At 73.6% G+C, this 12,012-nt stretch carries 13 protein-coding genes; 6 read left to right on the top strand and 7 right to left on the bottom strand.

What is annotated here, in order from left to right; genetic code table 11:
- Positions 1-15: 15 nt before the first annotated feature.
- The 5 genes from ABZX22_RS36260 to ABZX22_RS36240 all read right to left on the bottom strand — a co-directional run bounded on the left by ABZX22_RS36260 (position 16) and on the right by ABZX22_RS36240 (position 5,273).
- A complete protein-coding gene (locus ABZX22_RS36260) occupies positions 16-1,053 on the bottom strand; it encodes an LLM class F420-dependent oxidoreductase (RefSeq protein WP_354918583.1) in 1,038 nt (345 codons plus the stop codon).
- 108 nt (positions 1,054-1,161) lie between these two features.
- On the bottom strand, positions 1,162-2,724 hold the full coding sequence (locus tag ABZX22_RS36255) for a protein kinase (protein ID WP_354918580.1): 1,563 nt from the start codon (positions 2,722-2,724) through the stop codon (positions 1,162-1,164).
- Between the two features lie 143 nt (positions 2,725-2,867).
- On the bottom strand, positions 2,868-3,374 hold the full coding sequence (locus ABZX22_RS36250; RefSeq protein WP_354918577.1) for a GNAT family N-acetyltransferase: 507 nt from the start codon (positions 3,372-3,374) through the stop codon (positions 2,868-2,870).
- A gap of 138 nt (positions 3,375-3,512) precedes the next feature.
- The gene (locus tag ABZX22_RS36245) at positions 3,513-4,229 is read right to left on the bottom strand and encodes a phytanoyl-CoA dioxygenase family protein (RefSeq protein WP_354918574.1); all 717 of its coding nucleotides are present in this window, start codon (positions 4,227-4,229) and stop codon (positions 3,513-3,515) included.
- Between the two features lie 87 nt (positions 4,230-4,316).
- Positions 4,317-5,273 (bottom strand): radical SAM protein, encoded by a 957-nt coding sequence (locus ABZX22_RS36240; RefSeq protein ID WP_354918571.1) that lies wholly within the window; start codon positions 5,271-5,273, stop codon positions 4,317-4,319.
- Positions 5,274-5,570: 297 nt separating this feature from the next.
- Here ABZX22_RS36240 and ABZX22_RS36235 point away from each other — a divergent pair, with 297 nt between their 5' ends.
- Positions 5,571-6,062: a VOC family protein gene (locus tag ABZX22_RS36235; RefSeq protein ID WP_354918568.1), complete on the top strand. Its 492-nt coding sequence runs from the start codon at positions 5,571-5,573 to the stop codon at positions 6,060-6,062.
- Between the two features lie 47 nt (positions 6,063-6,109).
- Here the strand turns inward: ABZX22_RS36235 and ABZX22_RS36230 are convergent, their stop codons facing one another.
- Complete coding sequence (locus tag ABZX22_RS36230; protein WP_354918565.1) at positions 6,110-7,531, bottom strand: hypothetical protein; 1,422 nt, start codon at positions 7,529-7,531, stop codon at positions 6,110-6,112.
- Positions 7,532-7,874: 343 nt separating this feature from the next.
- On the opposite strand from ABZX22_RS36230, the gene ABZX22_RS36225 reads away from it, so the two are divergent.
- Together ABZX22_RS36225 and ABZX22_RS36220 are read left to right on the top strand one after the other, a co-directional pair.
- Positions 7,875-8,399 (top strand): sigma-70 family RNA polymerase sigma factor, encoded by a 525-nt coding sequence (locus ABZX22_RS36225; RefSeq protein WP_354918562.1) that lies wholly within the window; start codon positions 7,875-7,877, stop codon positions 8,397-8,399.
- A complete protein-coding gene (locus ABZX22_RS36220; protein ID WP_354918559.1) occupies positions 8,396-8,881 on the top strand; it encodes a hypothetical protein in 486 nt (161 codons plus the stop codon). The genes ABZX22_RS36225 and ABZX22_RS36220 overlap by 4 nt, the downstream gene beginning before the upstream one ends.
- 381 nt (positions 8,882-9,262) lie before the next feature.
- Here the strand turns inward: ABZX22_RS36220 and ABZX22_RS36215 are convergent, their stop codons facing one another.
- Positions 9,263-9,754 (bottom strand): MarR family transcriptional regulator, encoded by a 492-nt coding sequence (locus ABZX22_RS36215; RefSeq protein WP_354918556.1) that lies wholly within the window; start codon positions 9,752-9,754, stop codon positions 9,263-9,265.
- A gap of 94 nt (positions 9,755-9,848) precedes the next feature.
- Between ABZX22_RS36215 and ABZX22_RS36210 the strand changes: the two genes are divergently transcribed.
- The 3 genes from ABZX22_RS36210 (at position 9,849) to ABZX22_RS36200 (ending at position 11,735) form a co-directional block, all read left to right on the top strand.
- Positions 9,849-10,394, top strand: coding sequence for a YceI family protein (locus tag ABZX22_RS36210; RefSeq protein WP_354918554.1), 546 nt, complete (start codon positions 9,849-9,851; stop codon positions 10,392-10,394).
- A gap of 325 nt (positions 10,395-10,719) precedes the next feature.
- On the top strand, positions 10,720-11,043 hold the full coding sequence (locus ABZX22_RS36205) for a multidrug efflux SMR transporter (protein ID WP_354918551.1): 324 nt from the start codon (positions 10,720-10,722) through the stop codon (positions 11,041-11,043).
- Positions 11,040-11,735: a TetR family transcriptional regulator gene (locus ABZX22_RS36200; RefSeq protein ID WP_354918548.1), complete on the top strand. Its 696-nt coding sequence runs from the start codon at positions 11,040-11,042 to the stop codon at positions 11,733-11,735. The genes ABZX22_RS36205 and ABZX22_RS36200 overlap by 4 nt, the downstream gene beginning before the upstream one ends.
- Positions 11,736-12,012: the final 277 nt, after the last annotated feature.

The raw sequence follows: 12,012 nt of genomic DNA, 5'->3' as shown, positions 1-12,012 counted from the left end.
GCTCAGTCGTTCGGCTCAGTCGTTGAGCTCGGCCAGCCAGGCCAGTTGCTCGAGGCGGTCGTCCGTGGTGGGCGCGTTGAGCCCGACGATGAGCCGGGTCGCACCCGCCTTGCGGTAGTCGGCCAGCAGCCGCCGGACCCGATCCGGCGTGCCGCACAGGGTCAGCGCGTCGATCAGGTCGTCGGGCAGTTCCTCCACGGCCTCACCCATGTCACCGTCGAGATAGGCGTCCTGCACCCGGGAGGCGGCCGCGCCGAAGCCGAGCCGGTGGGCCAGCCGGTTGTAGAAGTTGACGCCCTTGGTGCCCATGCCGCCCAGGTACAGCGCCACCATCGGCCGCACCATGTCGCGCGCGTAGTCGGGATCGTCGTCAACCATCGCCATGACCATCGGCGACACCTCGATCCCCGCGGCGTCGCGGCCGGCGCGCGCCGCCCCCGCCCGCAGGCGGTCGAGCGTCTCGGCGACGTGCTCGGGCGGGAAGTGGATGGGCAGCCAGCCGTCGGCGATCTCCCCCGCGAGCTCGACGGCCTTGGGCCCCATGGCCGCCAGGTGGATCGGCAGCGGCTGCCGGAGCGGGCCGGTCGTCATCGTCAGCGCCTTGCCGCGGCTGCCGGGCAGCGGCAGCACGATGGCCGGGCCCTCGTGCTCGACGGGCCGCTGGTCGAGCGCGGTCCGCACGACCGTCACGTAGTCGCGTAAGTGGGCCAGCGGCCGCTCGTAGCGCTGGCCGTGCCAGCCTTCGGCCACCTGCGGCCCTGAGGCGCCCAGGCCCAGCAGGAACCGGCCGCCCGAGACCCTGTCGATCGTGGCCGCGGCCATGGCGGTGGCGACCGCCGTCCGGCTGGACATCTGGATCACCCCGCTGCCCAGCGCGATGCGCTCGGTGCCGGCCGCCAGCCACGCCAGGGTGGTGGCGGGGTCGGCGCCGTAGCCCTCGGCGGCCCATGCGGAGTCGTAGCCGAGCCGTTCGGCCTCCCGTACCAGTGTGAGCTGCGTTCGCGGGTCGGCCGCCGCGGGGCCGAGGGTGCCGATGCTCAATCCGAGTCGCACAGCCGCCTCCTGTCGCCAGATGCAGTGATCACATCATGGTCGAGGAACGGCCCGCCGCACACCCCTGTGACGGAGCGGGCCCGGCCTCGTGGCGGGACGTCGGAACTTCTAGTGCCGGCGAAGGCACCATCGGCCGGTGGCCGGGAGCATGGCCATGAGCACGGCGGCGAGCGCGAACAAGCCCGTCAGCGGGGCGGCCACGAAGAGCGGCACGATCACGGAGACGGGCGTGTCCGTCGTCAGTTCCCCGCCCGTCAGAAAGAACTGCACGCCGGCGCTCATGCTGTGCACAGCCGCCACACCGCCGGCCGTCGCGATCATCCGGCGCCCTGCCACCCTGCCCTGGAACAGCAGCAGAGCGCCCATGACGAGTACGACCCCCTCCGCCACAGCCACCGCCAGATTCGCCGCCATCAGCAACCCGAACGGCTCGTCGGCGAAGCGCAGGAACATCTGGGCGGCCTTGAGGATCAGGATCAGGAGCCCGGGAAGGCACAGCAGTGCCAGGGTTGTCGCGGCGGTCGCGGTGCCGCCACCGGGCCCGGTCGCCGCCGCCGGACGGTCCGCGGGCTGCCAAGGATGAGGAGCGGGCGTCGCGCCTGAGCGGCTGTCCGCCGGCCGCGCCTCGGGAGCGGGGCGTCGCGGGTCCGCCTCGACGGCGACGCGGCCCGCTCGATCGCCGGGCACCGTTCCGCCGATCCCGGTGCCTTCTGTCGGTACGGGCTCGCGTGGCGGTACGGCGTCTTGTCGCGGTACGGGCTCTGGTGGCGGTACGGGGGCGCTGGGCCGGGTCGGGGTGCGGAGCACCGTGCCGCGCTCGGTGATCATGGCGGTGACGTCCGGTGGGAGCCAGCGGGTGGCGGCGGTGACGTCGGCCGCGGGCGCCTCCAACTGGTCGAGGATGTCGTCCAGCGTGGGCCGGTCGGCCGGAAGTTTGGCCAGGCAGGAACGCAGCAGGGCCCTGATGCCTGCGGGGACGCCGTCGAGGTCGGGCGGTTCGTGGACGATCCGGTAGACGACCAGGTCGGCCATGCCGCCGCCGAACGGTCCGGTGCCGGTGGCGGCGTAGGCCAGCACGCAGCCGAGGGAGAACACATCGCTCGCCGGGCCGATCTGGCCGGCCCTGGCTTGTTCGGGAGACATGAATCCGGGGGTGCCGATGACGCGGGTGGAGGCGTGCACGGTGTCGAGGGCCTTGGCGATGCCGAAGTCGATGACGCGCGGCCCGTCGTCGGCGAGGATCACGTTGCGGTGGGTGAGGTCGCGGTGGACCAGGCCGCTTGAGTGGATCGCGGCCAGTCCCTCGGCCAGGCCCGCCCCCAGCACGCGGACCGCCGCGGCCGGCAGCGGCCCGTGCGCCGCGACGGCCTCGGACAGGGAGGGGCCGGGTATGTAGGCGGTGGCCAGCCAGGGCGGGTCGGCCTCAGGGTCGGCGTCGACCACCTCGGCGGTGTAGAAGCCGCCGACCCGGCGGGCGGCCGTGACCTCCTCGGCGAACCGGCGCCGGAACTCCGCATCGCCGGCCAGTTCGGCGTGCACCACCTTCACCGCGACCGCCCGGCCGCCGCGGGAGCGGGCCAGGAAGACCCGGCCCATCCCGCCGCTGCCCAGATGCCCGATCAGCCGGTACGGCCCTATCTGCCGGGGGTCGCCATTCCGAACAGGATCCATCGCCCCATACTCCTGCACAAGAACATCCGCGTCCGGCTGATTGCCGCAGTCGGATCACGCATCCGCGCCCACGGTGTCCTGCGGACCGTACGGCTGGAGCACGCCCCCGCCGCCGGGTGCCCGCCGGGCACCCGGCGGGCCTCTCAGGCGGCCGAGACCCTCCGCTCGAGCACCTGACCGGGCCACTCGCCGACCGTGAACCGCTCGGTGGGGCGGAACCCGCAGCTCTCGTAGTAGCGCACCAGCTGCCCGTCATCGCCGGCGTAGCAGTCGACCCGCACCAGGTCCACACCCTGCTCGGCGGCTTCGGCCATCGCCTGTTCCAGGAGCGTCCGGCCCACCGCGCGGCCGTGGAAACGCTGGTCGATGACCAGGCCCTGCACGTACACCTCGGGCTCGGGCGCCGGCGCCACGTAGGTGACCGGCTCGCCGAGCGTCATGCACCCGGCCGGCAGGCCGTCGATCTCGGCGATGCGCATCCCGTCGCCGCCCGCCCAGCCGGTCACCATCTCCATGCGCTTGGCGCTGGCCGAGAACGGCTCGCTGCCCCACTGTCCCGTCCGGCCCTGCGAGACCAGCCACTCGATCGCGCTGTCGAACATCGCGACCACCGCCGCCACGTCGCCCGGCCCACCTTTACGGATATTCATCCCGGAATCCTACGAGCGGTCCGCCGGCACGCCCACCGCCGCCGCGTCCCCTGCCGTCAGCCGCCGCGACCCGTGTCGGCACCCGGCCGGGGACGTAGCGCCCGGACCTCCCTCCGAGGGCGACCCCGGAGGGACACGTCACTCCCGTACGGCGCGCGCCAGCGGCGTGTCCGCCGACGGGTCCAGCGGCGCCGACAGGAAGATCGGCGTCTGCGCCATGAACCGCGGCCGGCTGCCCAGGTGCTCCTGGGCGGCGTGCACGGTCAGCGGATGCACCACGTACACCTCGCCGGGCAGCCCGGTGGCGTACGCCAGGGGCCGCTCGGCGCTGGCGGCCTCAATCAGCCGGCTGGCCGGTACATGCTCGTACGTGCCGTCGCCGAGGGCGGCGGCCGCGTCGCGCTGGGAACCCACCCTGATCCTGGTCGGCGCGTCGTCCGGCCCCACCTCGGAGAACAGGATGAGCAGCAGCAGCGTGCCGGGGCGCCCGCTGACGGCCCAGCTGCCGTCCTCATGCATGACGTTGAGGTCGATGTGCCAGCCCCTGTCATCGGCCGGCGGCAGGTTCGGGAACCGGATCGGGATGTTGCCGCAGGCGCCGCTCGGCCGCCAGCCGCCCTGCCCGCACACCTCGTCCAGCGCCTGCGCGAGCACCGGAGAGCGGATGATCTGCCCGAACGGCCCCACACCGGTCATGTCGGCGGCCCACACCACGGGCTGCGTCCAGCCCGAAGGGTCGTCGGGAGACAGGCCGATCTGCTTCCACAGCAGCTCCTGCGCGGCCAGACCCACCTGCGGCGAGGCCGCCTGCACCTTGACGAAACCCTGCTTCACGAACTGGTCAGTCCAACTCATGACGGCCACGCTACAAGCGCGGTCAACCGGTTTTCCGGCGGCGGATCCGCCCTGGCGCCGGCCCCTTACGGCGCCGGCGGGCGCCCGTCAGACCAGGGTGAGCTGGTCGGCCCGTGGCGTGCGGCGGGCGGGGGAAGGCGCGGCGCCGCACCGCATGCCGTAGGCGCGGGCCAGCTGCTCGATCTGCCCGGTGATGCGCTCCTCGTAGCCCGGCGCGGGCAGCCCCGCCGCGTCGTACAGCTCCGCGTAGCGCTCCACCAGCCCGGCATGCGCCTGCTCCAGCCACGACAGGTACCACTGCCGCGTGCCGTACGGCAGGCGCAGCACCACCGGCCGCACCCCCGAGGCCCCCGCGGCCGCGATGCGCCGCACGGTGGCGGCCAGCTGGTCGGCCGCGTCGCTCAGCAGCGGCAGCACCGGCGACATCAGCACCTGGCAGTCGACCCCCGCCTCACGCAAGGCCGCCACCAGCTCCAGGCGCCGCTGCGCGGTCGGGGCGCCCGGCTCGACCACCCGGCGGATCTTCTCGTCGACGAACGCGATCGAGACCGCCACCGGTGCCCGCGCCGCCGCCAGGAGCCCGGCGTCGCGCAGCACCAGCGGGCTCTTGGTGTAGACGGTGAACGGCACGCCCGCCTCGGCCAGCGCCGTGACCAGCGCGGGCATCAGCCGGTAGGTGGCCTCGGCCTGCTGGTAGCAGTCGCCGGCCACGCCGATCGCGAGCGGCTCGCCCGGCCAGCGGGCCAGCTCGTCGCGCAACCGCGAGCCGGCGTTGGCCTTGACCACGATCCTGGTGTCGAAGTCGCGCCCGGTGTCCCAGCCGAGCGAACGGTGGCCGCGCCTGGCCACACAGCCGCGGCAGGCGTGGGCGCACCCCCGGTAGGGGCTGACCGCCCACCGCTCGGCGACGGCCGAGGTCACGGGCACCTTCTCGATCATCGTGCGGGCCTGCGTCTCGTAGAACCCGTCGCGCACGACGGCGCGCCGCTCTATCGCGGGGCGCTCGTCGACGACGTCCACGAGCGGAAGCGCGTCCCAAGCCACAGCCACCATAGAACACGCATTCGACACCGGTTTCAAGCAGAACGGCGACAGCGCCGCCACCGCGCCGCCACCGCGCCGCCACTGCGCCGCCACTGCGCCGCCGGGACCTCCGGCCGGCCACGAGGGCGACACCACTGTCCCGCGCCGGGCGGGCTCGGCGGCCTTCGCCGGCTGGACGAGGCGTCCCCTGGTCGGCGATCGCCGTTCCACAGGGGAGGCCCGTGCCGCCGAGAGCGCGCGTCCGGCGCCCCTCTATCGTGAACCCCGACATCAGCGTCTCGGACGAGGAGATCCCATATGACCGCGCCCCACGATGCAGGGAACCGCAGGCCGCCCGCCGTCCGCCAGCTGCGCCTGGTCGTCGAGGCCGAGGACTACGAGGCCGCCCTGGCCTTCTACCGGGACGTTCTGGGCCTGCCCGAGCAGGCCGCCTTCTCCAGCGGCGACGGCGCCCGCGTGGCCATCCTCGACGCGGGCCAGGCCACGCTGGAGATCGCCAATCCCGCGCAGAAGAAGATGATCGACGACGTCGAGGTGGGTCGTCAGGTGGCGCCGAAGATCCGGGTCGCCTTCGAGGTCGACGATGCCCGAGCCACCACCGACGAGCTGGTCGCAGCCGGCGCCGAGCAGGTCGCGCCGCCCACCGTCACGCCGTGGCAGTCGCTGAACTCCAGGCTCGACACGCCGGGCGGCCTGCACATCACGCTGTTCCAGGAACTGCGCACCCTGGAGGAGCGCGAGTCGCTCGACGGCTTCGGGACCGAGGACGGACGGCGCGCCGACGCCTGAACCCCGGCCGAAACCCCGGCCACCCCGGTCCGGCGGCCCCGAGACGGTCACGCTGATCGCGCTCCACCGGCACAGGAGACCCGCGGGAGGGCCCCCGGTGTCCGGCTCACCCCGCCGTCGTCCTCCCCGCGCGGCCCGCGCGTGACGGCCAGGCCCAGGGCCAGGCAGGTCAGCGGGATGGCCGGGACCACATAGCGAACGTCGTAGCCGACCGCGAACGGCGGTAGCAGGACCAGCGCCACGGCGGCCAGGCCGGGAAGCAGCGCCTCGCCGCGCCGCCGTACGACCGCCAGGACCAGCGCGGCGGCCAGAGCCAGCACGAGCAGCGGGAACGGCAGATAGCCGACACGCTGGTAGGCGCGCAGCCAGCCCGCGTACGGCTCGGCGATCCTGGTGGCGGCCGGGCCTTTCTCGTACGATTCGGCGACGGCCCGCACCGACTCCCGCAAGGGCCGCGCCTCGAAGGGGAACCAGTACGGGTTGGTCCGCCTGACGGACGGGTCCCGTTCGGTGGTGCGTTCCCAGCGCAACAGCCACCGCAGGTCGGCGCCGGCGGCGGCCAGGTAGTCGCCCGGCTGGGCCAGGATGGCGGCCCTGGCGAACCGGCCGGCGAGCGCGTTCCGGTCGGCGCGCACCGCCCTGATCGGCGACCACGGAGCCCACAGCCAGAACGGCGGCGCCGGCCTGGCGGCCACCGGCACGCGGGGGCACAGCGGAGCCAGGCGGGGTTCGGGGCGGATCACGGCGCAGTCGGCGAACGTGGTCGTCCTGGCCCACAGGAACTGGCCGCCGGCCCTGGTCAGGCCGAAGGTGCCGCTCGTGGCGCCCATCCAGGCCGCGTACGCCAGCAACGGCACCGCGCCCGCCAGGACGAAACGGCTCCAGACCCGCCACCCGTGACGGTGCCACAGCAGGTGGCCGGCCGCCAGGACGAGCACCACGGCACCGATGGTCCTGGTGAGCGTGGCCAGGGCGAGCAGGGCGCCCCCTGCCGCCGCGGCCGCCGGGGTGACCTGCCGCCGTAGCAGCGCCAGGATCCCGCCCGTGGTCAGCACCACGAACAGGGAGTCCGCCATGATCATGTGTTCCAGCAGGATCAGGAACTCGTCGTACAGCAACGGCGCCACCAGCGCGGTCGCGCCCCAACCGGGCAGCCCCCGGCGCCGCAGCAGCGCGTAGGCCGCCACGGCCGTACCCAGCCCGAGCAGGTGCTGGACGGCGGTGACCAGCGTCAGCCCGGGACCGGGGGAGAGCGCGGCGAGGAACAGCGGGTAGCCCAGCGGCCGGAACGCGCCCGGCTCGGGCGCGGCTGCCGCCTTCAGATAGGTGAAGGAGTCGGCCCAGAACCACAGCGCCGGCCGGTATCCGAGCATCGCCAGCCCCCTCAGGGCGAGCGCGGGCACCAACGCGATCAGCAGCGGCAGGTGCCGTTTTCCTGGCAGCACGAAGACAACGGCCGGCGCCGTCATGGGGAGGCTCCTTCGGCAGGGCCGGCCGGGGCTGCTCACCCGAGCCCCCGCCGACGTGATCGTGTGGCCGTTCCCGTCGTGTCACGGGCGGAACGGTTACCGAGTCGTGGCACGCGGAACGGCTCGGCGTGGCGCCGGAGGGCGGTCCCGCGTCCTCATCTGTTGATTGCCGTCACGGCCGCGACAGGTTCACGCCGCCCGGCGCACCCGGCCCGGCCGGCGGCAAGGACGCGCGGCCTGAGCAGCCAGGACCCGGCCGCCCTTGCCCGATGGCCGGAAAGATGCGCAAGTGGTGAACCTGACCGGCGCGCCGCCCGACTGTTCGGGGTGACGGGAGGACGTGATGACCGATGAGCTGCTGGTGGTGCGCGCGCAGCTGGGCGAGCGGGCGGCGCTGGCCGAACTGGTGGCCCGCTGGCGGATGCCGGTGTGGACCTACGTGCGGCGCATGCTGGATGCCGAACGGGCCGATGACGTGACCCAGGAGATCTGGCTGGCCGTGGTCCGGGGGCTGCCCCGGCTGCGGGAGCCGTCCCGGTTCGCGCCCTGGCTGTTCACGATCGCCCGCCGGTCGGTGACCGACCGCCTGCGCGACCAGTACGCCCGGGAACAGGAGACGCTCGCGGCCGGCGACGTGGTCGCCGAGGACCCGGTGGAGGCCGTGGTGGATCGGGCCGAGCTGGTGAGCCTGCTGTCGGCCCTGCCGGTGCCGGAGCGGGAGGTCCTCGTGCTGTTCTACCTGGAGGACCTGCCGGTGGAGGACTGCGCGCAGATCTGCCGGGTCCCGGTCGGCACCGTCAAGTCCCGGCTCAACCGCGCCCGTCGCCTGCTACGCGCCCGCCTGGAGGAGAAGGGATACCGGCCGTGACCGAGGAGCGACCGCGCCTGTCGGCGCAGGAGATGATCGAACGGCTGGAGCCGTCGCTGTCACCGGGCAGGCGCCTGCGGGCGGTGACGGCGCTGGTGGCCGGGCTGGCCGGGGCGGTGTTCGTGGCCGCGCTGTGGTGGAGCGAGCCGGGCCCGCTGCCCGGCCGTACCCACCTGGCCTTCGCCCTGTTCACCGTGTTCTGCCTGGCCTGGACGGGTTACGGCGGGTGGCTGCTGACGCGCCGGGTGCCGCTGTTCGCCACCGACCGGGTGATCGCCGCCTCGATCGGCCTGGCCGCCTCGCTGGCGACCACGGCGGTCCTGGCCGCGGCCGCCGTTCAGCGTGGCGCCGGCCTGGTCCTGGCGCTGGCCGTCGGGGGACTGTTCGTCGCGGCGGCGCTGGTGCTGGCCGTGCGCGCCCATGCCCGCAGGGCGGCGCTGCTGCGCCGCGTGCGGGAACTGACCGGCGGGCAGCAGGAGTGAACGGCCGCCCCGGCCCTCAACGGTGACGCCTGCCCGGGCGCGCTGCGCCACGACAGCGGTTCGTGGCGAGACGACAGACATCCGCGAAGGGAAGGAATACCGATGGCACACAACGCGAAACTGATCCGCCGCCGGTTCGGGACGGTGGCGCTGCTCGTGGCGGTCCTGGTCGTCGCCGGGCTGCTTGTCGCAGGCCTCATCATGCTGCCGGCCTGAGGCCGCCACGCTGTGGCCCCCCGCTGGAGTCGCGCCGCCCGGCATGGAGTGCCGGCCACACGGCGACGCCGGCGCTGAGATCACCGCACGTCCTGGGCCCTCCTCACCGACGTGCACCTCGGGGCCCCGCCCGGTAGCCGGCGATCGAGGTTCGGCGCCACGGCCTCACTCTCCATGGCCGGCTCCGGCGTCCTTGGCCGGCTCCGGGTCGGCGGTCAGGTGGTCGAGGAGGACCTGGCTGATGTCGCCCAGGTGCCGGAGCTGCTCGGGGGTGAGCAGATCGATCAGATGCTCGCGCAGGCTGGCCACGTGCCGGGGGGCCGCGGCCTGCAGGGCCGCCAGGCCGTCGTCGGTCAGGACGGTGAGCCAGCCGCGCCGGTCGTCGGCGTAGTGCTCCCTGCGCACCCACCCCTTCGCCTCGAGCTTGTTGATCGCGTGGGAGATGCGGCTCGGCTTGGAGTTGGTCCAGTGCGCCAGTTCGCTCATGCGCATGGTCCGCTCGGGCGCCTCGGAGAGCAGGACGAGGAGCTCGTAGTAGGTGGGCGGCATGCCGGCCGCGGCATGCAGGTCGCGCTCGAGGCGGTCGGTCAGCAGGCGGGTGGCCAGCCCGAATGCCCGCCAGGCGCGCTGTTCGTCGTCGTTGAGCCATCGTGTCACGAAGCCATCGTACTCAAAAGTTGCGCGCTGAAATAAGCCGATGTACTGTCCTGCCGAATCTTCCAGCACTGAACTAATCGGCTTGGAGCGAGACATGCATCCCAGCGCGTCCACCGGCACCTACACCATCGACCCCGCGCACAGCCGCTTCGGCTTCGTCGCCCGGCACGCGATGGTCACCAAGGTCCACGGCAGCATCCCCGTCAAGGAGGCGACCGCCTTCCTCGACGCCGGCGACGCCGCCGCCTCCAGCGTCCACGTGGTCCTCGACGTGGCCGGGATCCAGACCGGCAACCAGCAGCGTGACGCCCACCTGCGCACCGGCGACTTCCTGGACGCCGCCGGCCACCCTTCCATCACCTTCGAGTCCACCGGGGTCAAGCACGTCGGCGGCGACAGCTTCGAGGTCACCGGCCGGCTGACCATCCGTGGCGTGACCAGGCAGATCACCATCCCCCTCGACTACACCGGCACCGCGGTCGACGCCCAGGGTCTGACCCGGGTCGGCTTCGAAGGCAGCACCGTGATCAACCGCAAGGACTTCGGCATCACCTACAACGCCGTCCTGGAGACCGGCGGAGTGATGATCTCGGAAAAGGTCACCCTCGACTTCGACCTGTCCGCCGTCAAGACCGCCTGAGCACAACAGACGCGACCCGTCCGGCCTCCACTCGCCCCAGGACCGCGGCCGGGCGGGGTACACCTCGCCCCAGGGACCGCGGACGGGCGGGGCGCATCGCGGACCAGATCTTCGCGGGCCCCGCGTCCCCGCGTCCCCGCGCCGCCTCCGCCGTCGTCGGCCCTGTCGGCCGGCCCGTCTCCGGCCCGTCTCCGGCAACGGTGCCCGGTCCGGGGCTCCCAGTCCTGCGCGCCCGGCCCGGGCGACGGGATCCGGGGGCTAGGCGTCGCGGCAGGCCACCCGCTAAACTGGTACGGTCGTACCAGTTTTTGCGGGAGGGTCCCCCATGGCCTGGCTGCTGCTCTTCGGCGCGATCGCGACAGAGGTCGTGGCGACGTCCGCGCTCAAACTCAGCAACGGTTTCAGCCATCTCGGCTGGAGCCTGGTCGTCGTCGCCGGATACGTCGCCTCGTTCGTCCTGCTGGCCCAGGTGCTGAAGGCGCACATGGACGTCGGAACCGCCTATGCCGTCTGGTCCGGTGTGGGCACCGCCGCCATCGCGCTCATCGGCGCCGCGTTCCTGGGGGAGAGTCTCACCCTGGCCAAAGTCGCGGGGATCCTGCTGATCATCGGCGGGGTGGTCGTGCTCAACCTGGCCGGTGCCCATTGACGGGGCGGGCGGCCGGGCACGCCGTACCGGCCGAGCGGCCCGAGCAGCCGGAACAGCCCGAACAGCCGGAGGAGCTCAAGCGGCCCGAGGAGCCCCAGGGGCCCGAGCGGCCGGAACGGCCGGCGCGGACCGCGCAGCGGGACAGGCCTGAGGCGGCCGGCCGGCCGCAGCAGACGCGCGCCCGAAAGCGCCGGGCCGCGCTGCTGGAGGCGGCCGTCGACCTGCTCACCGAGGGCGGTTTCGCCGCGGTGAGCCATCGCGCCGTCGCCCAGCGGGCCGAGCTCCCGCTGGCGGCCACCACCTACTACTTCGCCTCCCGCGACCAGTTGCTGGCCGAGGCGTTCGGCCGGCTCGTCGACGTCGAGCTGGCCGCCACCCGCCGGTGGGTGGCCGACCACGGGCCGCGTGCCGTCCTCGACGAGGTCGTCGCGGCCGACCGCATGCGCCAGCTGGCGCTGTGGGAGCTGTACGTGCACGCCGGACGCGATCCCGTCCTGCAACAGATCGCCCGCCGCTGGACCGACGGCTGCGTGGCCGTCATCGCCGACGCGCTCGGCCTGCCCGCCTCCGACGCCCGCGTGCGGCTGCTCTACACCACCGTCTCGGCGCTGTGGCTGGAGCACGTGGTCGAGCAGCGCCCGGCCGGCGACGCCCGTACCCTGCTCGACCTGGCCCTGCGAGCCATCGGCTGAGCCGCCCCTCTTGAGGCGTTCACGACGATCCTTGCGGTGACCGGGAGCGTTCGATGGTGAACTCCTTCGGCCCCCCTCGCGCGCGGTCGGGTGCGGCCTTGCCCGCCGGCTCACGCAGCGGCCCCAGCTCGCGGGCCCGGCCGGTGAAGTCGCCCGCCCCGCGGGCGGCTCGCACCTTTCCAGGGCCGGCTTGGCGGGTGGCCGCTGAGATCCTTCTCCGGTCCGTCGCGGCGGGTGGCCGTTGAGCGTCACGCCTTGCCGGGGAGCCGGTACCCTC

The sequence above is a fragment of the Nonomuraea sp. NPDC003804 genome, assembly GCF_040610675.1.
Lineage (GTDB): Bacteria > Actinomycetota > Actinomycetes > Streptosporangiales > Streptosporangiaceae > Nonomuraea.
The sequence above is the reverse complement of the archived record's forward strand: the minus strand, read 5'-3'. Positions and strand labels throughout refer to the sequence as shown.

Excerpts from the sequence above, each read along its gene's own strand:
- ABZX22_RS36255 (WP_354918580.1), bottom strand. The coding sequence starts at position 2,724 with ATGGATCCTGTTCGGAATGGCGACCCCCGGCAGATAGGGCCGTACCGG.
- ABZX22_RS36250 (WP_354918577.1), bottom strand. The coding sequence starts at position 3,374 with ATGAATATCCGTAAAGGTGGGCCGGGCGACGTGGCGGCGGTGGTCGCG.
- ABZX22_RS36245 (WP_354918574.1), bottom strand. The coding sequence starts at position 4,229 with ATGAGTTGGACTGACCAGTTCGTGAAGCAGGGTTTCGTCAAGGTGCAG.
- ABZX22_RS36235 (WP_354918568.1), top strand. The coding sequence starts at position 5,571 with ATGACCGCGCCCCACGATGCAGGGAACCGCAGGCCGCCCGCCGTCCGC.
- ABZX22_RS36230 (WP_354918565.1), bottom strand. The coding sequence starts at position 7,531 with ATGACGGCGCCGGCCGTTGTCTTCGTGCTGCCAGGAAAACGGCACCTG.
- ABZX22_RS36225 (WP_354918562.1), top strand. The coding sequence starts at position 7,875 with ATGACCGATGAGCTGCTGGTGGTGCGCGCGCAGCTGGGCGAGCGGGCG.
- ABZX22_RS36210 (WP_354918554.1), top strand. The coding sequence starts at position 9,849 with ATGCATCCCAGCGCGTCCACCGGCACCTACACCATCGACCCCGCGCAC.
- ABZX22_RS36205 (WP_354918551.1), top strand. The coding sequence starts at position 10,720 with ATGGCCTGGCTGCTGCTCTTCGGCGCGATCGCGACAGAGGTCGTGGCG.